At 58.3% G+C, this 23,546-nt stretch carries 20 protein-coding genes and 1 tRNA gene; 16 read left to right on the forward strand and 5 right to left on the reverse strand.

The annotated features are described in order from the left end of the window. The first annotated feature begins 1,096 nt into the window (after positions 1–1,096). From SFUM_RS02705 to SFUM_RS21270, 5 genes are all read left to right on the forward strand, one after another. Entirely contained in the window at positions 1,097–1,588 is a 492-nt protein-coding gene (locus tag SFUM_RS02705) for a site-specific integrase (protein WP_011697397.1), read from the forward strand. Positions 1,589–1,612: 24 nt separating this feature from the next. Continuing rightward, positions 1,613–2,230, forward strand: coding sequence for a tyrosine-type recombinase/integrase (locus SFUM_RS02710; protein WP_083763920.1), 618 nt, complete (start codon positions 1,613–1,615; stop codon positions 2,228–2,230). 40 nt (positions 2,231–2,270) lie between these two features. After that, entirely contained in the window at positions 2,271–3,413 is a 1,143-nt protein-coding gene (locus SFUM_RS02715) for a helix-turn-helix domain-containing protein (protein ID WP_167321306.1), read from the forward strand. Next, positions 3,370–3,924, forward strand: a complete 555-nt coding sequence (locus tag SFUM_RS02720) for a hypothetical protein (protein ID WP_150109416.1) — start codon at positions 3,370–3,372, stop codon at positions 3,922–3,924. Before SFUM_RS02715 ends, SFUM_RS02720 begins: the two co-directional genes overlap by 44 nt. Before the next feature lie 147 nt (positions 3,925–4,071). Continuing rightward, positions 4,072–4,386, forward strand: a complete 315-nt coding sequence (locus SFUM_RS21270) for a hypothetical protein (protein WP_011697401.1) — start codon at positions 4,072–4,074, stop codon at positions 4,384–4,386. A gap of 126 nt (positions 4,387–4,512) precedes the next feature. Here SFUM_RS21270 and SFUM_RS02730 read toward each other — a convergent pair. Further along, positions 4,513–4,587 (reverse strand) — tRNA-Thr (locus tag SFUM_RS02730). Between the two features lie 808 nt (positions 4,588–5,395). Between SFUM_RS02730 and SFUM_RS02735 the strand changes: the two genes are divergently transcribed. The 4 genes from SFUM_RS02735 to SFUM_RS23890 all read left to right on the forward strand — a co-directional run bounded on the left by SFUM_RS02735 (position 5,396) and on the right by SFUM_RS23890 (position 10,915). Beyond that, on the forward strand, positions 5,396–8,563 hold the full coding sequence (locus SFUM_RS02735; protein WP_011697402.1) for an SLBB domain-containing protein: 3,168 nt from the start codon (positions 5,396–5,398) through the stop codon (positions 8,561–8,563). A gap of 79 nt (positions 8,564–8,642) precedes the next feature. Further along, complete coding sequence (locus tag SFUM_RS21275) at positions 8,643–9,617, forward strand: sugar phosphate nucleotidyltransferase (RefSeq protein WP_011697403.1); 975 nt, start codon at positions 8,643–8,645, stop codon at positions 9,615–9,617. A 3-nt stretch (positions 9,618–9,620) separates the two neighbouring features. Further along, entirely contained in the window at positions 9,621–10,703 is a 1,083-nt protein-coding gene (locus SFUM_RS02745; RefSeq protein ID WP_011697404.1) for an aminoglycoside phosphotransferase family protein, read from the forward strand. A gap of 77 nt (positions 10,704–10,780) precedes the next feature. Continuing rightward, positions 10,781–10,915: a hypothetical protein gene (locus SFUM_RS23890; protein WP_279614597.1), complete on the forward strand. Its 135-nt coding sequence runs from the start codon at positions 10,781–10,783 to the stop codon at positions 10,913–10,915. Positions 10,916–10,934: 19 nt separating this feature from the next. Here the strand turns inward: SFUM_RS23890 and SFUM_RS02750 are convergent, their stop codons facing one another. Together SFUM_RS02750 and SFUM_RS02755 are read right to left on the reverse strand one after the other, a co-directional pair. Beyond that, positions 10,935–12,704, reverse strand: a complete 1,770-nt coding sequence (locus SFUM_RS02750) for a M3 family oligoendopeptidase (protein WP_011697405.1) — start codon at positions 12,702–12,704, stop codon at positions 10,935–10,937. 112 nt (positions 12,705–12,816) lie between these two features. After that, entirely contained in the window at positions 12,817–14,211 is a 1,395-nt protein-coding gene (locus tag SFUM_RS02755; RefSeq protein ID WP_011697406.1) for an FAD-binding oxidoreductase, read from the reverse strand. Between the two features lie 521 nt (positions 14,212–14,732). Between SFUM_RS02755 and SFUM_RS02760 the strand changes: the two genes are divergently transcribed. Next, positions 14,733–15,905: an exo-beta-N-acetylmuramidase NamZ family protein gene (locus tag SFUM_RS02760; protein ID WP_011697407.1), complete on the forward strand. Its 1,173-nt coding sequence runs from the start codon at positions 14,733–14,735 to the stop codon at positions 15,903–15,905. A 282-nt stretch (positions 15,906–16,187) separates the two neighbouring features. On the opposite strand, the gene lepB is transcribed toward SFUM_RS02760, so the two are convergent. Then, positions 16,188–16,853 (reverse strand): signal peptidase I, encoded by a 666-nt coding sequence (gene lepB / locus SFUM_RS02765; RefSeq protein WP_011697408.1) that lies wholly within the window; start codon positions 16,851–16,853, stop codon positions 16,188–16,190. Between the two features lie 149 nt (positions 16,854–17,002). Between lepB and pilM the strand changes: the two genes are divergently transcribed. The 5 genes from pilM (at position 17,003) to SFUM_RS21280 (ending at position 22,006) form a co-directional block, all read left to right on the forward strand. Beyond that, entirely contained in the window at positions 17,003–18,055 is a 1,053-nt protein-coding gene (pilM, locus tag SFUM_RS02770; protein WP_011697409.1) for a type IV pilus assembly protein PilM, read from the forward strand. After that, positions 18,052–18,639, forward strand: coding sequence for a PilN domain-containing protein (locus tag SFUM_RS02775; protein WP_011697410.1), 588 nt, complete (start codon positions 18,052–18,054; stop codon positions 18,637–18,639). The genes pilM and SFUM_RS02775 overlap by 4 nt, the downstream gene beginning before the upstream one ends. Before the next feature lie 38 nt (positions 18,640–18,677). Then, positions 18,678–19,265 carry a type IV pilus inner membrane component PilO gene (locus tag SFUM_RS02780; protein ID WP_167321307.1) on the forward strand — a complete coding sequence of 196 codons (588 nt, stop codon included), beginning with the start codon at positions 18,678–18,680 and terminating at the stop codon, positions 19,263–19,265. Positions 19,266–19,302: 37 nt separating this feature from the next. Beyond that, a complete protein-coding gene (pilQ, locus tag SFUM_RS02785; protein WP_167321308.1) occupies positions 19,303–21,261 on the forward strand; it encodes a type IV pilus secretin PilQ in 1,959 nt (652 codons plus the stop codon). 70 nt (positions 21,262–21,331) lie between these two features. Then, the gene (locus tag SFUM_RS21280) at positions 21,332–22,006 is read left to right on the forward strand and encodes a L,D-transpeptidase family protein (protein WP_049766267.1); all 675 of its coding nucleotides are present in this window, start codon (positions 21,332–21,334) and stop codon (positions 22,004–22,006) included. A 211-nt stretch (positions 22,007–22,217) separates the two neighbouring features. Here SFUM_RS21280 and SFUM_RS02795 read toward each other — a convergent pair whose 3' ends face one another. Continuing rightward, positions 22,218–22,649 (reverse strand): hypothetical protein, encoded by a 432-nt coding sequence (locus tag SFUM_RS02795; RefSeq protein ID WP_011697414.1) that lies wholly within the window; start codon positions 22,647–22,649, stop codon positions 22,218–22,220. A gap of 264 nt (positions 22,650–22,913) precedes the next feature. Between SFUM_RS02795 and SFUM_RS02800 the strand changes: the two genes are divergently transcribed. After that, positions 22,914–23,507 carry a 2-oxoacid:acceptor oxidoreductase family protein gene (locus tag SFUM_RS02800; protein ID WP_011697415.1) on the forward strand — a complete coding sequence of 198 codons (594 nt, stop codon included), beginning with the start codon at positions 22,914–22,916 and terminating at the stop codon, positions 23,505–23,507. Positions 23,508–23,546 lie beyond the last annotated feature (39 nt).

The following is a 23,546-nucleotide window of genomic DNA, read 5'->3' on the forward strand; positions in this document are numbered from 1 at the left end:
CTCCGCTATGCTGGCTGGCGGTGTTGAGGGTGAGCAATCCTGAAATCGTGAACCCGAGTTCAATAAGACACAAGTCATTCCCAGCCATCGCACGAACTGATGATTCCATATATTATTTATAAATTCATATAGTTGCCTATGTCACTTCGAAGACGTCCGAGCTTTCGAAGAGCCGGCTGTTTCATTCATTTTGGGAAACCGGCGCTCGATCCGCCCATCTGCCCAATTGACGGCAACATAATCGCTTTTGGACGTGGCCCCTGTCTTACGACTGATCGACCGGTTCCCGGCCTCGAGGCCCAAATATCCGACGATGTCGACCGCATCCGCGCCGACTGCTGAATTCATAGCAAATACCGCGGCCAGGATGAGGGAGGAAACGATCGGTCTCTTCCTCCCGGTCCGCCCTCTGTCTGAATCGCGCCGAGAAATTCGCTTCTTGCCAAGATCAGCCAAAGGCGCAAGAAATGCGCCCCAAGAGCGACAGAAGCGTTGGGATCCAATGTTGGGTTCTCGTTTGAATAAGTATTACGACATGACTTCCAAAGAGCCCCGGGGTGCATCTTCCCGAAGATCACCGGATGCCATTTCATTGGGGGGGGCAAAGAGCAGGTGATTGCATATCATGAATAGGGGAGGAGTGCAAGGATCAATCCAAACAAAACTCCCCATAAATGAGAAAAGGGCTACGAAAGAAACTCGTAACCCCTTGAATTTCAAGGACCCGGCGATAGGATTCGAACCCGCAACATGTTAATTATGAATCAGGTTATACTACTTTTCACTCCTTTTCGTCTCTTGTCGCATTTCTTGATATTTCCAGCATGTTAGCCGTATTCTCGTTTCATCGGGTAGGGCCATTTCTTACGCCTTGTGATGTTTTCGTGCACACTATTTGCTCACCGTGGAATGCGGGTTTCCAGACGGTCGTGCGTACCGGGGAGGGAAGGGCACCATGGCAATCCACATATTTTGTGCCAGCTGCAAAACGAGCTAGGGTCTGGATGCGGGCCACTGCTCGAAGTGCGGAAAACCTTTCGGGCGTTCAAAAAAATACCGGGTGAGCGTGTCGAACAAAGGGAGGCGGCATACAAGGGTGGTGGACAACCTCACCATGGCGCGGAAGGTGGAGGGGGCGATCAAGGGGGACCTGGCCCGTGTCGAATACGACATCGCCGACCACAAGGCGGCGGAGAAAGTCACGCTCAACGTTTCCTTCGATAACCACTTCCTGCCTTGGACGAAGGAACACAAGCGGACCTGGCGGAATGACCGATACCTTTACGATTGCCATCTGAAGCCCAGATTCGTGGGCAAAGCGCTGGAGGAAATCAACGCCTTCGAGATCAACAAGATGAAGCTCGCCATGAAGAAGGCCAAAAACAAGCAGGGACGGCCTTGCACACCGGCGACCATCAAACACGTGGTCGTGCTGCTCAAGAGGCTCTTCAACCTGGCCACCCGGTGGAGGATCCATAAGGGTGCCAATCCCTGCGCCGGCGTCGAACTCCCGAAGCTCGACAACAAGGTGACGGAGTTCCTCAGTGATGAGAAGACGGAGAGGCTTCTCAAAGTTCTGGACGCCTAGCCGTTCAAGCAGACGGCGGCGTCCATCCGGTTTGCCGTGTTCACGGGATGCCGGCGCGGGGAACTATTCAAAATGAAGTGGGGCGATGTCGACGTTGAGCGGAAGATCTTGACCCTCCGGGCGCCGAAGGGCGGCAAGACCGAGATCATCCCGTTGAGCGACACGACGCTTTCGGCGATTGAGGACCTGGCCCGAAAGAGTGAATATGTCTTCCCCGGCAGGGAAGGCGCCATGCTGACCGGTTTCAAGGGACCGTGGGAGATGGTCAGGAAGGAAGCCAAACTCCCCGCGTCGTTCCATTTTCACGGGATTCGGCACTCGTTTGCCTCCAACCTGGTTTCCTCCGGCGTCGATTTCTACACCGTCGGAGGGTTGCGCACCCACAAACAAGCTGTTACCACGCAACGTTATGCACACCTCAGCGATGAGGCCATGCGCCGGGCAGTTGAGAAGAGTGCCGAAGTGATCACGCCAAAAGAGAAGAAGGAAGAAGCCGTTGAGAATGATATCGAATCCGCGCAAAGGGCATATTACGGCCAACAGAAGACGCTTCTGCTCTTCATTGAGAATTTAATGGCTGATCTGATGAGAAAACAATTTCAAGAGAAGCTTGAAAAAATAAAAAAATATGCTACCATTTAGGCAGAAATTCATAGAATCTTGGAAGCTTGGGAGGAAAGTCGTGAGTGGAAGCATACAGGAAGCCATCGGTCGACGAATACAGGAACTCAGGAAGCGTCTCGGCATGAATCAGACAACACTGGCCGAAAAGATGGGGTTTGGTTCCGCAGAGACTATATCGTCAATTGAGCGCGGCGACCGGGAGATCAAGGCCGTAGAGATTGCGCAATTGTCAAGGATCCTCCTGGTTCCGGTGGCGGATTTGTTGATGCCGGTCGAGGCGGAGCCGGACCCCTCCATCTTGTGGAGGGCGGAGCCGATGCAGGGACGCGAGGTTACAGAGGCAAGATTCCTTCAAAGATGTAACCAATATGCTTGGCTTGAGGAAGCCGTCGGAGTCACGCGTCTCGCCCGATTTCCCTCGCTGGAGGTCGACCCGGAACGAGTGAATCTCAGCGATGCAACCAGGCTCGCAGATGAAGTCAGACGGCAATTCGATCTTGGGAACAGGCCCGCTGCAGTCTTGGAAAAAACCCTGGAGGATGTTTACGGAGTCAAGATCTGGTATGACAAACTGGAGGAAGGCTCTGCCGCATCGGTTTGGGGGAAGTTCGGACCCGCCATACTGATGAATTCGAGGGAGGCGCCGTGGCGCCGAAACTACAATTTTGCTCACGAGGTGTTTCATCTCATAACCTGGAATAGCCTCCCGCCCGGTCTGCTCTCCGAACAGAGTGATCTGCGGAGCAAGGTGGAATCGATTGCCAACGCGTTCGCGTCACAACTCCTGCTGCCGGCTGATCCGGTGAGGATGGTATTCTACGCTCGAGTCACGGAGAGCAAAATAGCGTACAGCGATCTAGTTGACTTGGCGCGGAGTTTCGATGTTTCGACTGAGGCACTCCTCTATCGTCTCCTGAATTTGAATTGTTTTCCGAGGGCAGCGGTTACCAAAATGCTGCGCGACCCAGCCTTCAGGGAACTGGACCGCTGCTCCATGTCCGAATGTTGGCACAGCCCTCCGGAGATTCCGGAACGCTTCGTTCGACTCGCATTCCTGGCCCACCAGAAAGGCAAATTGTCCCGATCCAAATTCGCCTCCTTGCTCGGAGCCAGTATTGCCGATCTCAATGATGTCCTGAGAAAATACGGGTTTGGTGATGAAAAAGACAACGCCGGCAAAACAAAAGTGCGTGTTGCTTGATGCCTGCATCATCATTGAAGCGTTCAACCTGGGTGTGTGGGAAAGTCTGATCGAAAGAGCCGAAGTGCTGGTTTCCTCGATTGTTGCCCACGAAGAAACTCTGTTTCATGTCAAAGGGCAGTTGCCGGAACCTATCAATATGAAAAGACTGATAGCCGAAGGAAAAGTGCAGGAGTTTGCTGCGACAGCGTCCCAAATGGCCGGCCTGAGACTCTGCTTCGACAGAAGGTTTGTCGAGGGACTTCACGAAGGGGAACTCGAGGCGCTCGCATTGATCCATGAGAATCTCGTTGGAGAAGCGCTCTATTCCTCTGGGGATGCCAACGCCATCAGAGCCTTGGCAATGCTCGGACATTCGGACCGCGGGATATCGATGGAAAGACTCCTGAAGACAACCGGATTGCAGAAAACAGTTGCACCGCAATTTGGCGACAGTTTATTTCGGCGGTGCATAGGCGAAGGAAAGCAGAGCCGCATCACCGGGGAGGGACTGAACAAGAGTATAGTATGAAATCATCTCTCATTCTGGCTGGAGAGTGATGGAGTTAAGCGGACAGTCGGCCGCCAGGGTGCCGGCATCCGATATCCGAGAAGCCAAGAGATGCCGAAGCGATTTCCTTGCCAGGGTGGATGAGAAAAAGCTCAGGGAGCTTGTTCGATGAGAACTTTCAGGGATCACCTGCAGGAGAAGTTGCAGGACAAACGGTTCGGAGAACTCTTTGATGAAGAAAAGGAACTTGTCCGGATCGGCATCGAAGTGGCCGAGGCCAGGGCCAAGCTCGGGATGAGCCAGGCTGATCTGCAAATGCACCGGGAGATCCGGCCCCCGGCCGGGTCCGAATCGTTTCTTTATATGCCTGCGTCCATCAAAAAAGAAAACGGTCCGAAGACCGTCTTGGAGAAGGCCACAGCGAGCGATGTCCCCTCTGAAGTGCTTGCGCGCTTTCAGAAGTCCCCCTCTAAAGCGTCCTGAAACGTTCCGTGGCAATATTTTAACTATACAACAACTCCGAAGAAAGGGACACGGCGGCAAAATAGTCGCTCAACTTGCCCGCGTGCACACTATACGCACACCCGAAAAATCGGATGTCTGTAAACATGGAGCCGGCGATGGGATTCGAACCCGCGACCTGCTGATTACGAATCAGCTGCTCTACCACTGAGCTACGCCGGCCCTTGAAACGTCTGGCCTTATATCATGCGCTCTCAGAGCAGGTCAAGGCAATTGTAGGCGGGCAAAAGCAGGTCGTTTGGGGCTCGGTGCGAGGTGGGGCAGGACAAGGGTGCGACGGACGCGCAGAGCGCGGCTGCCGACCTGATCGCCTCACTCGCTTCCGCCCGGCGGGGCACGGACGCCGGGTTCCGGATTTGGTCATCTCCCGGACATTGTTGATATTCGCTCCGTGGCGCGGATGCGTCGTTTGCATGGGATGAGCAGAGGGCAACGCTACCCCTGCAAGCTGTGCGCGCGCGGGTACATCGGCGGTATGCATCAGGGCAGCGCACGGTTAGGCCTGCAAGCTGCGCGCGCGCGGGTACATCGCGATATGATCAGATTCACACCGAAACGGTATGCCTGCAATCGGCCCGCGCGCGGATACGTCATTGGAAATATAATTGGAATGCTGCATATATGACTGCAATCGGCCCGCGCGCGGATACGTCAGCAGCAAACGAGATGTCTTTTCGAGCTGCTACCCCTGCAATCCGCTCGCGCGGATGCGTCTGGGTGATGGGCGTCAAGACCGTGCTCGAAGCGCCTCCGCCCGGCTCGCGCGCGGGTGAGTTCAGAGGAGCTTGACATCGGGAGGGGTATCCAGGATAATCGGCTTCTTCTTAGCGGTGCAAGTAATGGCGGATACCCTGCGAAGACGCCCCAGGTGCTCGTTTTGCCTCGGAAATATGGCGGACGGCTGCGCTGGAGCGCGTGTCTGGATCATGCCCGGTAGGGGCTCGGCGGTCTGCAACTCAGGAGCATATGTATGAGATCCAAGAGGAAAATGTTTTGCGCCACTCTCCTGTCCTTCCTTCTCTGTTGGAACAGCGTTTGCGCACAGCAGCTTCAGCAGATTCCCTCACCGCTTGCTCCGCCTTTTGCCACGACCTCCACTCCGGTCAGTGCGACCACCGGGTCCAGCCCGACCACCACGACGATCCCCGGGATCCCGGGCTTGCCTTCCCTGACGCTTCCCCAGGCGATGATGCCGGTTCCGTGCGAGACGCTCCTGCCCGGTCAGCTTCCGCCGGTCGGAACACCTCCGGTGATTCCCGGTTTGCCCTCCACCGCGGGCCAGGTCCCGTATCTGCAGCCGTGCGGGCCGGGCCAGATCCCCTATCAGCCGCCGGGCGTGGCGACACAGGTCCCGTACCAGGCGCCCGGTATTCCGAGCCAGGTTCCGTATCAGCCGCCCCAGGGCACGGCCGCCCAAGGTCCCTATCAGCCCGCTCCCGGTGTGGCGGGGCAGGCTTTGGTCACCCAGCCTGGAGTCGGGACGTCCCAAGTGCCCTACCAGCAACCGGGGGTTCCGGTTCAGGGCGCCCCAGTGACGCAGCCCGGCGTCGCGGGCCAGGTTCCGTATCAGCCGTCCGCAATCCCGGGCCAGGTTCCGTCCCTGCAGCCCGGGGTATCCCTGCAGATGCCCGTGCAACAGCCAATGGTTCCCGGCCAGCCGGGCTACCCCCAGCCGACGCCCCCCACTTCGAGAGGCTATCAGGCGGGCCAGGTTCCGTATCAGCAACCCGCTGAGCTCGCGGTCCCCCCCATTCTGCCGGTTGAGCCGCTCTCTCCCTTCGAAGAATTCGTCGCGGGTAAATCCACTTCAACCCCCGCAAGCATATCGTTCGACATCAAGCAGTTCGGCTACGATCTGTTCATCAATTCCGGTTCGCCGCTGATCACGGGGTCTCCCATCAGCGGCACTGCCGTGCCGGGCACCACCGGAGTGCCGGGCATGCTCGGCGGCACAAGCGTCCAGACCATTCCGGGCATGCCCGGAATTCCCGGAACAACCGGGCATACCGGCCCGATGAGCACACAGTTCGGGCTGCCCATCCTCAATGTTCCGGTCAGCCCCTCCTACGTCATCGGACCGGGCGACGAAATCCGGATCGCCGTCTGGGGGAGCGTCGAAGGCACCTGGGATGTTATCGTGGACAGGGACGGGACCATCTCCCTTCCCAAGATCGGAATCATCGGCGTCACCAACATGACCTTCCAGGAGGTCAAGGATACTCTGAAGAATGAATTCTCCAAGTACTACCAGGACTTCCAGATGAACGTGAGCATGGGGTCCCTCAAGACCATCCGGGTCTACGTGGTTGGAAACGCACGCAATCCCGGCGCCTACCTGGTCACGTCCATGTCGAGCATCGTGAACGGTCTGCTCGCCGCGGGCGGCCCGAGCAAGGCGGGTTCGATGCGCAACATCGAGCTCAAGCGAAACGGGGACACGATCGCCGTGTTCGACCTGTACGAACTGCTCCTGAAAGGTGACAAAACCAAGGACCGGCAGTTGATGGCCGAAGACGTCCTGTACATTCCTCCCATCGGATCGATGGTGGGGGTGGCGGGCAACGTGGAACGCCCGGCCATATTCGAAATGAAAGGGAAGACGAAACTCTCCGAAGCCATCAAGATGGCGGGTGGTCCCACGGCGGACGCCTATCTGCAGCGCATCCAGGTGGAACGGGTCAGCCAGCGCAAGGCCAAGATTTTTCTCGATGTGGACATGCAGGGCATCAAGGGCAAACAAGATATCGTTCTGCAGGACGGAGACATCGTCAAGGTTTTCCCCATCAGCATGTTCGTCACCAACCGGATCATCCTCAAGGGGAACGTGCGCAGACCGGGCGAGTACGAATGGAAGCACGGGATGCGGGTGAAGGACATCATCCGGAATTTCGATGCGCTTCTCCCGGACGCAATGCTGGAATATGCGCTCGTGGAAAGGCTGGTTGCACCGGACAACCACCAGGAATACAGGACTTTCAACCTGAGGGAGGCGATCTCGGGGACGGACAGGAGCCAGAACATCCTCCTGGAGCCCTATGACACGATCACCGTGTACAGCAAGTGGGAAATGCAGGAACGGGAACGAGTGAGGGTCAGCGGCGCGGTCAACAGGCCGGGTGATTTCGAGTTCCGCGAAAACATGAAGCTCTCCGACCTGCTCAAGCTGTCCGGAGGATTGAAGAAGACGGCGGCCGCGGATAACGCGGAAATCACCCGCGTGGTTCCGACCGAGGCCGGGCCGAGGACCGAGCAGATCCAGGTCAATCCCACCCTGGCGCTGGCCGGTGATCCCGACTTCGACATTCTGCTGCACCGCGACGACTACCTCACCGTGAAAAGCGTTCCGGACTGGCAGTTGTACCGAAAGGTGTCCATTTACGGCGAAGTCAAATACCCCGGGGATTACGCGCTTCAGAAGGGCGAGAGGCTGTCCTCCCTGCTTGAGCGGGCCGGGGGCTTCACGGACAGGGCCTATAAGCGCGGTTCCTCCCTTTTCCGGGAGAGCGTGAGGCAGTTGCAGCAGCGGCAGATGGGGGAGCTCATCGACATGCTCGGGCGCCAGGTGCTGGCCAACAGTGCGGCCAACCTGATGGGCGAGATGACGCCCGGCGAAGCCGAATTTCAGGCCACGCAGGCCAAGCAGCAGAAGCTGTTCCTCGACACCCTCAGGACGCTTCAGGCGAAGGGGAGGGTGGTGGTGCAGCTGGATGAGCCCCGGAAGCTCAAAGGGACGGCCTTCGACATCGAAGTCGAAGAAGGCGATCAGATCTACATCCCCATCAATCCTCGAGTGGTTCAGGTCATCGGGGCGGTGTACAACCAGACCGCCTTCGTATACGAGCCGGGCAGGAACTACTCCTACTACATCGACCAGGCCGGCGGATATTCCCCGACGGCGGACAAGGGCAACGTCTTCATCCTCAAGGCCGACGGGTCCGCCGTCCAGCCCGGGAGAGGCATCTTCTGGTGTGTTGCGACCGCCAGGTGGCAGACCGGGGCCAACGGCAGGTTGGAACCGGGGGATACGGTCATTGTTCCCGACAAGCTGGACAAGGTCGCATGGATGCGAAACTTCAAGGACCTCACGACAGTCCTTTACCAGATCGCCGTCGGGACCGGCGTGTTGTTGAGGCTCTAACCACGGGCGCCGTGCGTATCGGAATCCTCTCTCCACGAGTGGGGCGCGGCATGGCGGGCGCCGATCCGGACGGTCCCGCATGAAAGCCATGATCCTGGCGGCGGGGCTCGGTACGCGGCTGCGCCCCCTGACTTTGGCTCGTCCCAAAGTCCTGGTGCCCCTCATGGGGACGACGGTCCTCGATTTCTGGATGTGGCGACTGCGGGACGCCGGAGCCTGCGCCGCCGTCGTCAACGCTCATCACCTGGGCGAGAAGCTCGTTTCCACCGTCGCGGAAAACACCTGGCCGATCCCGCTGGAAAGCCGCTTCGAGCCGGTTCTGCTGGGCACGGGAGGCGGCTTGCGAAACGCCCTCGACTTCCTCGGAACGGAACCGGCTCTCGTCATCAACGGGGACATCGTCTGCGACGTTCCCCTGCGGGAACTGCCGCGGAAGCACTCCGAGCACGGGGGACCGGTGAGTCTCCTGCTGCACGACTGCCCTCGGTTCAACAACGTGGCCGTGGATGAAAACGATCGAATCCTCGGGTTCGGATCCGAAGCGTCGGAGCTGAAGCGAAGCCTCCCGAACGTGAGGCTGCTCGCCTTCACCGGCATCCATTGCATCGATCCGTCCATCCTTTCCGTGCTTCCCCCCGATCGTTTCTCGGATATCCTGGCGCTCTACCGCGAATTGATCCGGGCGGGGCGCCATCCTCGCGCGATCCGCCGTCCCCGGGTGTTCTGGAGAGAAATGGGGTCGATCCGCGCCTACCGGGACCTTACCGTGGAACTTGCCGGAATGCCCGAAGACTTCCTTCCTCCGCTGCACTGCGGAAGCAGGGTCCGGATCGATCCGCGCGCTTTCGTCGATCCGCGCGCCGAGCTGCGCGGTGTGGTGACGGTCGGCAAGGGCTGCGTCGTCATGGAAGGCGCGGTCCTCGAAGACGTGATCCTGTGGGACAACGTGACGGTCGAACCCGGCAGCCGCCTGCGCGGATGCATCGCAACCGACGGAAGCGTCGTGGGCGGCATTCATGAGGATGAGATCTTCACCGGACCGCGGCAGGGGTGAGCCATGCCTACGATCATGTTGCCGGAATTGCGCCCGATGCTGCACCACGCCGCCGGCGCGCTGCGACTCCCCCTCGATTCGGCCGACGTGACGCCGCTTGCGGGCGACGGTTCCGATCGGCGCTTCTTTCGCGTGCGCCGTGGCGCCGATCATTACGTCGCATTGATCTCGCCTCGAAAGAACCACCAGGGACTGGACGAAAACGACTCATACCTGAAGATCGGTGAGCACCTGCACCGAAGAGGCGTCCCGGTTCCCCGGATTTTCTGGGCGGATGCCGCCCGGGGCTGGTTTCTCCTGGAGGACTTCGGCGATCGGCACCTCCAGGCACAGGTCCTGAGGGGCAGGAGCAGCGTGACGGCCGTCTACCGAAAGGCGCTTGAAGTGCTGGTGCGCCTTCACAGGGAGGGGCGGGACGGGTTCAGAGCGGACTATTGCTTCGACGGCGCGTTCTACGACCCCGCATTCGTTTACGAACGGGAGCTGGAGTATTTCAGAAGCGCCTTCCTCGTTTCCCTGATGCGGTTGCAGATCGACCGGGAAGACCTGCGGAGCGATTTCGAGCGGATCGCCGAAGCCGCCGGGACCGGGTCGGACCGGTTCGTGTTCCATCGGGACTTCCAGAGCCGGAACCTGATGGTCTGCAAAGGAAAGCTTGGCCTGGTCGACTTTCAGGGAATGCGCTTCGGGCCTCCCGCTTACGATCTGGCTTCTCTGTTGATCGATCCCTACGTGGCGCTGCCCGCGAGGCTCCAGGAAGTGCTGTGCCGGCTCTACTGGGACGACGCGCGGAAATTCCTGGGCGGCTCCATCGATGCCTTCCTGAAACATTACCGGTGGGTGCGGTTGTGTAGAAATCTGCAGATCCTCGGAGCCTTCGGATATCTGGGCACAAGCAAGGGGAAAACCCGGTTCCTGGCCTACGTGCCGGGAGCCTGGGCGGAGCTGACGCGCCTCTTGAGGGAGCATTTCGCGGGGTGCTTCCCGCGGCTCGAGGAATGCGTCGAAACCGTTGCTCGCGAAGCCGCCTTCACTTTCCCCACCGGTGGGGCTCAGGTTTTTCGTGACTTTGCGGCGGCAAACTGATATAGGCGGGGTGCACCGATCCAGGGCGCTCGACCAGCGAAGTTGAAACGACATCTTGTGTCAAGGAGATTGAAACCATGGCTTCCAAAACCCAGAAAACGGAAAAGATCCGGGCGCGCAAGCACCGTCCCAACCCGATCAACATCAAGACGGATCAGAAGAGAATTGACGAAAGCCTCGCCGCGCTGAAGCGTGCCGCAGAAGAGAAATAGACCCTCGATTGCGGGCCTGTCAGGATCGAGCGTATTGTTCCGCCTCGTCCAACATCCCTTCGATCACCTCCAGCCCCCGTTTCCAGAAGGAAGGGTCTGAAAGATCAATGCCGAAAGGCGACAGGAGCTCATTCGGGCTTGCTTTTCCACCGGCTTCGAGGAGGTCGCGGAAGAGGGGCACGAAGGATGCACCCGTCTGCCGGTACTGCCGGTAGAGGGAGAGCACCAGGAGCTCGCCGAAGGCATAGGCGTACACGTAGCCCGGGGAATGAATGAAATGGGGGATATAGGACCACCATATGCGGTAGTCCCCGGTGAGCGTGACGGAATCCCCGAACATCTGTTTCTGCGAATCGAGCCAGAATTGTGAAATCCGCTCCGGGTCGAGTTCTCCGCCGGACCTGCGCTGGTTGTGGACGGCGGATTCGAAGCGGTTCATGCTCACTTGGCGAAACACTGTCGCGAAAGAGTCTTCGAGCTTGCTGCAAAGCAGGGCGGCGCGTTCCTTGCGGGATTCGACCCGTTCGAGAAGGTGCCGAAACACGATCATCTCCCCGAACACCGAGGCGGTTTCGGCCAGGGTGAGCGGAGTGTCGGCGTTGAGCAGCCCCTGTTTTCTCGCCAGAACCTGGTGGACCCCATGCCCCAGTTCATGGGCGAGGGTCGCCACGTCCCTGGACGTTCCCGTGAAGTTGACGAGCACGTACGGATGGCAGGAAGGAACGGTGGGGTGAGAAAACGCTCCGCTGCGTTTGCCGGGAAGCACGGGGGCGTGGATCCAGTTGTGACGAAAGAAATCCGACGCAATTTCAGCGAATTCCGGCGAAAACGCTTCGAAACCCGAAAGTACCAGGTGTTTTGCCTCCTCCCATGAAAAAGCCTTTTTCGGCAGTCCGGGTATGGGCGCATAGCGGTCGTAGTCGAACAGCTCTTCGTAACCGAGCAGCGTCCGCTTGAGCCGGTAATAACGCCGGACGACGTCGTAACGCGAAGAGACGGCTTCAACCAGAGCTTCCACCATTACATCTTCCGCCTCGTTGGCGAGATTCCTCGCCCTGAGCCAGTGCGGATACCGGCGCAACCGGTCGGTAACGGCCTTGTCCAAAAGGATCGTGTTGAAGATGTGGGTCAAAACGGGAAGCATTTCCGTCAAGCCTTGCGTCAGCTCGCGCGCGGCCTGTTGCCTGACTGTCCGATCGCCTGCGTAGAGGTCGCTCAGGACTTCGGATTCCGTGCGCTCGCCCGGGCCGAAGCGGAGGTGTCCCAGGACCTTGTCGAAAAGCGTGGTCCAGGAGTCGTTGGCCACGGGTTCCTTTTCCGCCAGGATCTTCTCTTCCGGCTCGGTGAGCAGATGGGGTCTGTAACGGCGGGACAATTCCAGATAATGGCGGTAGGGACCGAGTGCGGAGTGTCGCAGGGCGGCCGCAAAGGCTTCGTCGTCGATCTGAGCCCATTCGAGCTCGAAAAACAGCGTATCGCGATGAACCTGGCTGCGAAATTCGCGAATCGCCTGCAGCAGCGCGCCGGTACTCGGGTCCCGCGTCCGCGTGGCGAAATGGAGAGCGGCGTAGGCATCGAGCTTTTGCAGGATTTCCTGCAGGGCTTCGTATTCCCGTATGGCGGCAGAGGCTTCCTCGGGGGAAAGCGCGGCAACCTTGCCTCGGTACCTGGCTGCGAACTGCACGGCGAGATCGTTGGCCGATTGGCGGTCCTGCTCCATCGCCGGCGCGTCGGGGCCGCTGTATAGATCGTTGAGGTTCCAGACGACATGTTCCGCGGGGTCGTTCATGGTTCTCCTCGTGGACGCGCGTTGAGGGTGCGTCGAGGCGCGAATTCCGGGGACCCGCGCGGCACCGCACGCCGTCCGTCCGGCGTGTTGGCGTCGGGCATGCGGCATCCGCTCACTCGCCGAAAAAAGCCCGGTTGGGGACGAACATCTTCCCGGGGTTCAGAATGTTCAATGGGTCCAGGGCCTGTTTGATCCTGAGCATGGCGGCAAGGCCGTCCCGTCCCACTTCCAGCTCGAGAAAGGGTGACTTGGCGATTCCTATGCCATGTTCGCCGGAAAGCGTGCCGCCGAGCTCGAGAACCTTCCGGAACAGTTCCTCGACGGCCCTCTCGGCCCTCTTGCGCTCATCGGCGTCCTTGCGGTCGAGCATGATATTGGTGTGGATGTTTCCGTCGCCGAGGTGGCCGAAGCAGACGATGGTCAGGCGGTGCCTTGACGCCAGTCCCTGGATGAAGCGGATGAGCGACGGGATGAGAGTCCTCGGAACGGTCACGTCTTCGTTGATCTTGCCGGGGCGGATCTGGCCCAGGGCGGGCGAAATGGCCCTGCGCGCTTTCCAGAGCTGCTCGCGTTCCGCCGGGGATCTGCCGGTCTTGAACGCGTCGGCGCCGGCCTCGCGGCAGAGCCGTTCGATCTGGGAAGCGTCCTCGTCGAGCAGCGCCTCCCGGCCGTCCGCCTCGATGAGCAGAATGGCCTCGGCCTCGGTCGGCAGCCCGGCATGCAGGTAATTCTCCACCACTCCAATGGTGGGCTGATCCATGAACTCCAGGGTGGATGGGACGATCCTGTGCTTGATGATGTCGCATACCGCATTGGCGGCGTCGTCGAGCCTGGGAAAGACGGCCATCATGGTGCGAACGCCTTCCGGGGCGGGGATCAGGCGGAGGATGATCTTGGTGAAGATGCCGAGCGTCCCTTCCGAACCCACCATGAGTCGCGTGAGGTCGTATCCGACGACCCCCTTCATGGTCCGGGTTCCCGTGCGGATGATGGAACCGGTGGGAAGGACGACTTCGAGTCCCAACACGTAATCGCGTGTGACTCCGTACTTGACGGCTCTCGGGCCGCCCGCGCACATCGCAACGTTTCCTCCCAGCGTGGAAAACTGGAGGCTCGCCGGATCGGGCGGGTAGAAAAGCCCGCACTCGAGAACCCGTTTCTGGAAATCCCCGGTGACGACGGCCGGTTCCACGATCGCCGTCATGTTTTCAGCATCGATTTCGAGGATCCTGTTCAGCCGGTTGAGGGCCACCACCAGGCCGCCGCCGCTGGGAATGGCCGCGCCGACCATTCCCGTGCCCGCGCCTCGAGGGTACACGGGGAAACGATCCCGGTTGGCAAGCACCAGCAACTCCGCCGTTTCCGCGGCGCTTCCGGGAAAGACCACGCATTCCGGCCTGGCCTTCATTTTGCTCGCATCATAACCGTAGCAGTGAAGTTCCTCGGGAGCGGTCAGCACGTGGTCCTTGCCGACGATGCGGGTTATTTCGGTTATCGGGATCGTCATCGCCATCCTTTTGCGAAGAGAGTGAGCTCATCCGGCCGGGTACCTGCAGACCGGCTGCATGAGCGGGGTTGAAGCCCCGCGCAACAGGGGGCTTTCCGACTGCGGCGGCAAGGAGACAAAGGGTGGGCTTAGCGAGAGCGCAGCCCACAGCTCCAATGCCCTTGCGCCTCCCGCCATGTGGGTGTTGCGTGATCTTGAGCGCATCTCGGTATCCGGACCTGATCCGTCGAGAGACCCGGGGAAACCGCACCCTCAAGCGGTCGGTCCCGAAAAAATACAGCACGGAGCGGAGTTTCGCAATTTCTGTCCATATATTCCTATTAAATTTAATTCTCATCTGGTATAGGCTAGCAAGTTAATAAAACCTGACCTCCGGCCGATTGTATCTTAGAGCGAAGAACGTCTGCACCAGGAAACGCGTCATTCGGGTCGAAAATCCGGTTTTCGACCCGGCAGCATGGTTCGACCTGCCGTGAAGTGTTGCGGCAGGGGAGGGTGAAACGGCAAAGCGAAGGTCGACCATGGGGAAAGTGATTCTCGGATGCGAGGTTTTGGCCTCGAGCCCTCCCGGCTGGTTTCGATCCGGCCGGCTCGGTCTTTTGGTAAACCAGGCGTCCGTCACTCAGTCTTTCGAGCATGTCAGGGATCTGCTGCGTCGGACAGGCGGAAGGCTGACCTGCCTGTTGTCTCCACAGCACGGATTTCATTCCGAGAAGCAGGCGAACATGATCGAGTCCGACGACTCCTGGGACGAGGACTCCTCCCTTCCCGTCGTCAGCCTGTATGGGAAAGTCCGACAGCCTTCCCGGGAGACGCTGGACGGCATCGATGTCCTGGTGATCGATCTGCAGGACGTCGGAACGCGGGTATATACCTACGGCGTGACGATGGGACTGTGCCTCGAGGCCGCGGCCCGCTCCGGGACAAAGGTGGTGGTCCTTGACCGGCCCAACCCCATCGGGGGCATCTCCATCGAGGGGAATATACTCGATGACGGGTACCGTTCATTCGTGGGCAGATATCCCATTCCCATGCGTCACGGTCTCACCATGGGTGAGCTGGCACGGTTCATCTGCAAAGAATGCAGCGTGGACTGCGATCTTCAGGTCATTCCGATGAAGGGGTGGCGGCGGCGTGACTATTTCCCGGACACCGGCCTCCCCTGGTTCTTCCCGTCCCCCAATATGCCCACCTGGGAAACGGCTTTGCTCTATCCCGGCATGGTGCTGCTCGAAGGCACGAACGTGAGCGAGGGCAGGGGCACAACGCTCCCGTTCCACGTATTCGGTGCGCCGTTCGTCAACCGGCGCCGCCTTGGAGACTATCTGGCGGGTGCGGGACTGGAGGGGGTTGTTTTTCGGCCGGTGAGCTTCGAGCCGATGTTCGACAAATGGCGGGGCAGACTCTGCCATGGGTTTCAGATCCATGTCACCGACCGTGTTTCCTTTTCTCCCTATCGCCTGGGCCTGACGTTGATCCGCGGGCTGAGACTTCTCAATCCGGATGAGTTCAAATGGCTGGAGCCGCCGTACGAATATGAAACGGAAAAGCTTCCCATCGATATTTTGCTTGGGGACGGGAAGCTCAGGGAGAAGCTCGACAACGGAGCGGACCCCGGAGGAGTGGCGCGAGGTTGGGCAAACCCGCTTGCGGCCTATTGGGCGAAGTGTGCAGGGCTTTTTCTCTACGCCTGAGGAGGGGGAGATCGATAGGCTGGGGAAGCGAGGTCGGACGTGGGGACAACGCTATTTGAGCGGCAGGGCAAGGGGACCGGCGGAGGATTCCCGCATCGTATTCCTAGTGATTGGAGAGCAATACACCTGAGATAGAGCGTTCCTAGGAAAAATTCGTTCGGAATGAACAAGTATCATTCGTCTGAAAAAATACTTAAGTCCCAATGATTTCATTCCGATTAGAATCATGAAACTTAATATGATGTTAATTCCAAGTATCTGTAATAGCTTGGCGAGGGTGTTTCAGTGCAGCAACTTACCTATCCGGTTCCAGCGGATGTAGCTTTCTGAGGATGAGAGTGAGAGTTCGCCATCCTGGTTCCAGGAGCAATAGATGATAAAGGCCTCTCCCCTCAGGGCATCGAGCTTGACGAACTTCCAGAACCGGCTGTCGTAGCTTTCGTCGCGGTTGTCGCCCATGACGAACAGGCTGTCGGGGGGAACGGCCACGGGGCCCATGTTGTCCCTGGGGCTCACACCGGCAGGTTGGATCTTTGGGTCGGTGAAGACGGTGTAAGGTTCATCAAGCGGCTGATCGTTGACATAGACCTTTTTATCGATGATTTTGACGGTGTCGCCGGGTTCGCCGATGACCCTCTTGATGAAGTCCTTGGATGGGTCGACGGGATATTGAAACACGATGATGTCACGGCGTTTCGGGTTGCTGAAATGGAGGATCTCCTTGTTGAGGATCGGGAGCCTGATGCCGTAAACGAACTTGTTGACCAGAATGTGATCGCCGATAAGAAGGGTGGTTTTCATGGAGCCGGAGGGGATCTTGAACGCCTGCACGACGAACGCTCGGATGAACAAGGCCAGCAGGATCGCAATGCCGATGGCTTCGGTGTACTCCCGAAGAAGGCTCTTGGTTCTCTTGGAACCGGTGTTTTTCTCGGGCGGGTTTCGCAAGTTGGGCTCCTCTCGTGATCAAGAAGAAATGCTGGTCGACAATTTTTTAAAATAACAACTTTATTGCATGGTTTCAACCGGCGATGGTAAAGTCGAAATAGCGGCAGATGTCAATCAAAAACCTTAAATGATTTTTACGGGTCGCCTTTATGTTTGCAAAAAAAGAGAATCTACTGGGCTTGGACATTGGCTCCCACTCCGTCAAGTTGACACAGTTGAAAGCCAAGGAGGGCAGGCTCACTCTGGCGAACGTCGGGCTAGTCCCGGTTCCGCGTGAGGCGTTCAACGAGGGCAGAGTGAACAAACCTGACCTTGTGTCCAACTGCATCAAGCATCTGACCTCTCACTTGAAGGTCAAAGAGAGGACCGTGGCGACGGCGGTATCCGGATATGAGGTGATGATCAAGAAAATCGAGCTGCCCACCATGACGGAGGAGGAACTCGACAGTCGCATGCATGCGGAGCTCGGTCAGTACATTCCCTACAACATCGAGGAGGTGGATGTCGACTACCAGGTGCTGGATGTCGCCAAGGACCGTCCGAATTACATGGGCGTGCTGCTGGTCGCGGCCAAGAAGGAATCCATCGGCGACTGCGTGGGAATCGTCAGGGCCGCGGGGCTGGACACGGACGTGGTGGATGTTGATTTCTTCGCCTTGAGCAATGCTTTTGAAGCGACATACGGCAGTTTCGAAGGGAATATTGCTCTTATTGACATAGGTTCTGCCAAAGCCATTATGAATATTGCTTCCAACGGGGTTCCCGTATTCACAAGGGGTATATCTATCGGGGGAAGCCAGATTACCGAGAGCATCCGGGATTACTTCAAGGTGAGCTATGAAGAGGCGGAGCGGTTGAAGCTGGGGGAAATCTCGGTGAATTTTCCGGTAAAGGAAATTGAGGGGCTGTTCGTCTCGACGGTCAGGAACTGGGTGAGCGAGTGCAAACGGGCAATAGATTTCTACTACAGCAATTATCCGGACAAGACCATTCAGAGGATTTTCCTCAGCGGGGGATCCTGCCGTATTCCGGGACTGGACCGCGTGTTTCAGGAGAACATGGGAGTGGCGGTGGAAATATTCAACCCATTCAAACGGGTGGACTGTGACCCGAAGTTGTTTGATCCGGAGTATATTGAGTTTATTGGCCCGCAGATGGCAATATCACTTGGATTGGCGCTAAGAAAGACAAAAGAGAAATGATCCAAATAAACTTACTTCCGGTTCGTGCGAAGAAGAAGAGGGAAACAGCAAGGCAGTTCGTTTCCATCTACTTTCTGTCTATCATCCTGATGGCCATCGCCCTTGGCGCCGCCTGGTTCCTGAAGGATCGCGAGATTCAGGACAAGAAGGCCGAGCTCTCTCGCCTTCAGCAGGAGGTCGCCAAGTACGCCAAGTTTGAGGAGATGCTGAAGGATTTGACCAAGAAGAAGGAACTGGTCGACAAGAAGCGCACGATCATCAGGGATCTGCAGCAAGACCGCGACACGATTGTGCGCGTCCTGGCACTCCTCAGCGTCCAACTCCCTCCCGAGAGAATGTGGTTCGATCGGTTGAGCCAGGTCGGGACCACGATCACTCTGGACGGCACCGCGATGAGCAATGAGGCGCTCGTGGAATTCATGAGAAATCTGGAGTCGTCTCCCTATATCGAGAAAGGGAGCGTGAACCTCATCCATTCGCGGCAAACGGTTATTGCGCAGAAGAAGCTGAGGGAATTTCAACTGAGTTATCGTTTCTTTCCTTTTTCAGAAGTCAAAAAGAGGTTGGCGACAAAACCGTCATGAAAAAGAGCCTTATACCGACCGGTGCATTTACGGAGAAGTTGGCAGGCCTTCCGCTCGCTCAAAAGGCGTTGCTCTTCTTGATCACCCTCGCGATCCTCGGAGCCGGTTTCTACTACCTCGTCTATGAGGACCAGGAAAAGGAGCTGGCGAAAGTGACCGCAAGTGTGGCCGAGCAGCAGAAGAAGCTGGCGTCGCTCAAGGAGGCCGCCGCTCGAGTGGACAAGCTCCAGAAGGAGCTCGCCGCCTCGGAAGCGGATTTCAACAGTCTTCTCGCCTTGCTTCCGGACCAGAAGGAGATTCCGGGCTTGCTCGAAAGCGTTTCCCAACTCGGTGCAAAAGTGGGTCTGGAAAATGTTTTGTTCCAACCTCAACCGGAACAGCCGAAGGAATTCTATTCGGTCATCCCCATCCGGCTGGATTTGTTGGGATCGTTCAACGATCTGGAAGTCTTCCTGGACAACGTCAGCAAGCTCAACCGGATTCTGAAGGTGGAGACTCTGACCCTGAATCGGGTGAAGGATAAGGGAAGCGGAAGCGGCCTGCAGGTGGGATGTACGATCGTCACGTACAGGTTCGTGGACAGGCCCGTGCAGAAGGATGCAAAGAAGGACCAGAAGAAGAAATGATTCCGGTAATCGTCATGCCGATCGAGAAGGACCGAACATGGATTGGCTGTTGAAGGAAGAAAGAGTTGGGATAAGAGGGGGGCACATGCATTACGTCGGTTTTCGAAAAATGAGCTGTTTCGCTTTTGTATTGGTGTTTGCCTTGTGCTGGGCTTGTGCGATTCCCGGCTCCGTCGAAGGCGGATCCAGCCCGAAAGCCGGTGTTGCGAGCCCGAGCCCTGCGGCAGCCACGCCGACGGCCGAATCTGCAACGGCGGGAAAAGGCGCGAAGTTGTTGAGTGTCGCTATGGACGAATCCGGGTTGGAGACGGTGCTCAGGATAGCGGGCAGCGGCCCCTTGAAGGATTATCAATTCCGGCGCCTGGGCGAAGACAGATTCGTGCTGGAAATCGGGGATGTGACCGCCAGGGCGGCCAAGCCCGCGCTGCCCGGCAAGTCGAGCAGGGTCAAGCTCAACTATGCGCGAGCGAAGGCGGGGGTCCGGATCGTCGGGAATGTCCGGCAGCCCATCAGTGATTATACCGTCGACAGTGTCGACAACGACATTGTTGTGAACCTGCGTTTCGCGGAAAAGAAGCAGGTTGCGGCGGCCGGCGCCGCTGCGGAGAAACCTGCCACGGCGGAAAAGACCAGGCCGGGCAAGGCTGCGGCGCGCCGTGGAGCCGGCGATGCCGGGGAGGAAGTCCAGGGGGCGGACCAGCAGTTCCCCGAATATTCAGCCACCAGGCCGGGGGGGGGAGCCCCCGAATTGCGTCATGCCAGGAAGCAGTACACGGGCAAACCGATCAGCCTTGATCTGCTCGACGCCGATCTGCGGAACGTCCTGCGGCTTCTGGCCGATCTGACCGGGACGAACATTGTGATCGAACCGGACGTCACGGGCAAGGTGACCCTGAAGGTGGAACAGGTCCCATGGGATCAGGTTCTGGACATGATCATATCCATGAACGATCTGGGACAGGAGCAGGTCGGGAGCGTGATTCGCATCGCCAGGCGGAGCAAGCTCAAAAGCGAATGGGCCCAGCAGGCGGAAGCCATCAGGGCCAAGCAGGAATACCTGTTGACCAGCAAGGATCTGGGAGAGATCAATACGGCATATCTTACGGTGAACTACGCCCAGGTGACCGATGTCGCCAGCAAGATCAACGAGGCGAAGAGCGATAAGGGCAAGGTATCCGTCGACGAGCGGACGAGCCTGATCATTTACAGCGACTATCCGGGCCGTATCAACAACGCCAGGATGCTTCTGAACAGGCTTGACCGGCCCACTTCCCAGGTGCTCATCGAAGCCCGCATCATCACGTTGACTTCGGAAGTCAAACGGTCCCTCGGCATGAACCTGGGCTTCGGCGGCGATACCCCGAATCATTCGGCGACCGTGCCGTTCACGGATTTTCTGATCAACAGCCCGCCGGCCAATCTGTTCGCTCTGAACCTTGCGCAGATGGTCGGTACGACGCTGCTGAAAGTGGACCTCACTATTTCGGCCCTCGAAACCGCCGACGAGATTCGCATCATGGCGGCTCCGAGAGTTCTGACCATGAACAACGTCAAGGCAGTGATCTCCCAGGGTGTGCAAATTCCCTACCTGAAGGTCGGCGATACGGCATCCAACATCACGGGCACGGATTTCAAGGACGCCGTGCTCGAGCTCGCCGTGACGCCGCATATCACTCCTGACCACAAGGTGCGGATGACCATCGAGGCAAAACAGGACGAACCCTCGAGCACCGTAACCGGAGCGCAGGGGCAGCCCGGTATCGATACGAGAAAGATTTCCACGGAACTGCTGGTGGATGACGGCAACATCATTGTGATCGGCGGCATCATCCGAAATCGGGATGAAGCCAAGAAGACGGCCACGCCCGGACTCAGCGACGTCCCCATTCTGGGCAGGCTGTTCAAATCAAACGAGGTCGATGCGCAAAGAAACGAAATTTTGATTTTCATCTGCCCGAAAATTGTGGATGTGACGAAACCTTCTGATCGCACATAGGGTTTTCTGGCTTGCAATCTGTATCTGCATATAGGAAAATGCTTCCGGTCCTGGGGGGAGAATGTTGAATATGGATTGCAAGCCAGCAACGAAAAAGTGGTTGTCCCTGCTCTTGTGCATGTCGGTTCTCTGCCTGTTCGGATGCTCCGTGCAGAAGACCGGATCCAAAATGGAATCGGCTCATGCGGAGGGAACATGGGACGGGGACTCTTCCGTCATTGAACGCGCCGGCCACGAGAAGGCCGCGCTCCGTGTCGATTACCTCACACCCGCCTCAGCGATCAAGAGTCCCGAAATTTTCGTCTACAAGGAAAAACGGAGGCTGTACGTCATCCAATCCAATGTGCTCGTTCGTGATTACCCGATCGGCCTGGGGCCGCATCCGAGCGGGGACAAGGATCGTGATGGCGATGGAAGGACTCCCGAAGGAGATTTCTTCATTATCGTCAAGGGTTCTTCCGAGCGGTTGAAAAAATCGCTTGCCATCAGCTATCCGGGCCGTGGGCATGCCGAGAAGGCGTATTTCTCCGGTGTGATCACCCCGTTGGAATTCCGTGACATTCTTCGCGCCGCGGACAACAGGTCCGCCCCTCCCTCGGGCACGGTGCTCGGCGGGAAGATTTTTATCCACGCCGGGGGAGCCCACAAAGACTGGACCGACGGCAGCATCGCCCTCTACGACAGCGACATGGAGGAGCTCTTTACGGTCGCTTCGGTGGGCACGCCGGTTTCCATCCGTCCTTAATCCGCTATCCAGCAATTATCCCGAATTATCCCGAATCAAGAGAAAACGAAGGGGATCGCGGGTCTTCCCGCATGTGTGCTTCTCGATGAAGTGGATGAAGTCGTCCCCCCCCAGGCGTGCCGTTTGGCTTCATTGGGAGAGTGCCGTCCGGACCCGCGGCGGCGTCCCGGTAGCCTCTTGCCGAACGGTCACCGGAATCGGCGCGCAAGGTTCAATCGTCGTGTTCCGGAGCGGAATCGTGGAGCGCCCTGGAATGTGCCTCTTCGAGTCGGCGTGCCTCGAGAGCTTCCCGGACCTTCTTGATCAGGAACCGCCTTGGAAATGAGGGATTGAGAAGGTAGGCCAGGTTGGAGCGGATGAATTCCTCCCTCATTTGTTGGAGGTTTTGCTCGACGGATTCCTGCGGGACGAAGTTACGGACCTTCTCCACGGAGTAGGTTACCGTGTCGCCGAGTACTTGTGCCGCCTGCTCGGGCGTGATTTCGGGATCCTCGGCAACGAATTCCCTGACGCGAAACGGAATGGATATGCAAAGAACGACCTGGCTGCGCCCTCCGGGGATCGGACGTGAACGATCCTCGAAATGGAGTGTCAGCCCGTTGTCCAACAGCATCTCGGGAATGGGTGCGCGCTTGCCGTCCATGGTGTAACCTCCGTGTGTAGCTTCAATTTGTGGGATCACGGCATGCAAATAGACCGAAAGGCCGCAGAAGTGCAAGAATAAAGTACGGCAGTGTTGACTCGCACCAGGCAAAGCGCTATTAAACTAGTGCGCTGAAACCGGCCGTCGCCCTTATCGAGTGAAACGGGCGGCATTGCGGCGGCGCGGTCGCGGTGAGGTGAAATCCGAACCCGCCGGGGTCCGGTCGTGCACGAGAGACTGGCAACACGGGAACGAGGCTTTGCAATGACGAAAAAGTGCATTGAGATGAGATGGCACGGCCGCGGCGGGCAAGGTGCGGTCACTGCGGCGATGATTATGGCGGAAGCCGCCTACTACGAGGGGTACCGGGGGGTCACTGCGGCCCCTTTCTTCGGAGCGGAAAGAAGAGGCGCCCCGATCATCGCGACCACCCGGTTCGGAAGAGAGCCGATTCGCACGTTCTCACTGGTGGAACAACCTGACATCGTGGTCGTCCTGGACGAGACCCTGCTGAGGGTCGTGGACGTGAGCGCGGGCGTGGGCCCCGAGGGAATCGTGATCATCAACAGCGCAAAAGAGCCCGGTGCGATCCGGTTGAAGAATGCGGTCAACGTCGCAACGACCAACGCCACGGAATGGGCGAAGGAGGCGGGCCTCATCATATCGGGAGCGGTTATCTTCAATACCGCGATATTGGGCGGCGTGGCCAGGGCCACGGGGCTGATCAGTCTGGAGAGCATCGAAAAGGCGTTGCGGAATCACTTCCCGGGAAAGGCCGGCGAGAGAAATGTCGAGGGTGCGCGAGCGGCCTATGCCGGGACCTCGATCCTGCAGGAATGCAAACTGGCTTGTGCGTGATACGTGAGCGGCTGTCGTGCAAAGAAAAGGAAGCGGAAG

This window comes from Syntrophobacter fumaroxidans MPOB (assembly GCF_000014965.1).
GTDB classification, from domain to species: domain Bacteria; phylum Desulfobacterota; class Syntrophobacteria; order Syntrophobacterales; family Syntrophobacteraceae; genus Syntrophobacter; species Syntrophobacter fumaroxidans.

Bases quoted from the DNA above. Each gene is read 5' to 3' on its own strand.
- SFUM_RS02720 (WP_150109416.1), top strand. From the start codon at position 3,370: ATGAAAAAGACAACGCCGGCAAAACAAAAGTGCGTGTTGCTTGATGCC.
- SFUM_RS21270 (WP_011697401.1), top strand. From the start codon at position 4,072: ATGAGAACTTTCAGGGATCACCTGCAGGAGAAGTTGCAGGACAAACGG.
- SFUM_RS02735 (WP_011697402.1), top strand. From the start codon at position 5,396: ATGAGATCCAAGAGGAAAATGTTTTGCGCCACTCTCCTGTCCTTCCTT.
- SFUM_RS21275 (WP_011697403.1), top strand. From the start codon at position 8,643: ATGAAAGCCATGATCCTGGCGGCGGGGCTCGGTACGCGGCTGCGCCCC.
- SFUM_RS02745 (WP_011697404.1), top strand. From the start codon at position 9,621: ATGCCTACGATCATGTTGCCGGAATTGCGCCCGATGCTGCACCACGCC.
- SFUM_RS23890 (WP_279614597.1), top strand. From the start codon at position 10,781: ATGGCTTCCAAAACCCAGAAAACGGAAAAGATCCGGGCGCGCAAGCAC.
- SFUM_RS02750 (WP_011697405.1), bottom strand. From the start codon at position 12,704: ATGAACGACCCCGCGGAACATGTCGTCTGGAACCTCAACGATCTATAC.
- SFUM_RS02755 (WP_011697406.1), bottom strand. From the start codon at position 14,211: ATGACGATCCCGATAACCGAAATAACCCGCATCGTCGGCAAGGACCAC.
- SFUM_RS02760 (WP_011697407.1), top strand. From the start codon at position 14,733: ATGGGGAAAGTGATTCTCGGATGCGAGGTTTTGGCCTCGAGCCCTCCC.
- pilM (WP_011697409.1), top strand. From the start codon at position 17,003: ATGTTTGCAAAAAAAGAGAATCTACTGGGCTTGGACATTGGCTCCCAC.
- SFUM_RS02775 (WP_011697410.1), top strand. From the start codon at position 18,052: ATGATCCAAATAAACTTACTTCCGGTTCGTGCGAAGAAGAAGAGGGAA.
- pilQ (WP_167321308.1), top strand. From the start codon at position 19,303: ATGGATTGGCTGTTGAAGGAAGAAAGAGTTGGGATAAGAGGGGGGCAC.
- SFUM_RS21280 (WP_049766267.1), top strand. From the start codon at position 21,332: ATGGATTGCAAGCCAGCAACGAAAAAGTGGTTGTCCCTGCTCTTGTGC.
- SFUM_RS02795 (WP_011697414.1), bottom strand. From the start codon at position 22,649: ATGGACGGCAAGCGCGCACCCATTCCCGAGATGCTGTTGGACAACGGG.
- SFUM_RS02800 (WP_011697415.1), top strand. From the start codon at position 22,914: ATGACGAAAAAGTGCATTGAGATGAGATGGCACGGCCGCGGCGGGCAA.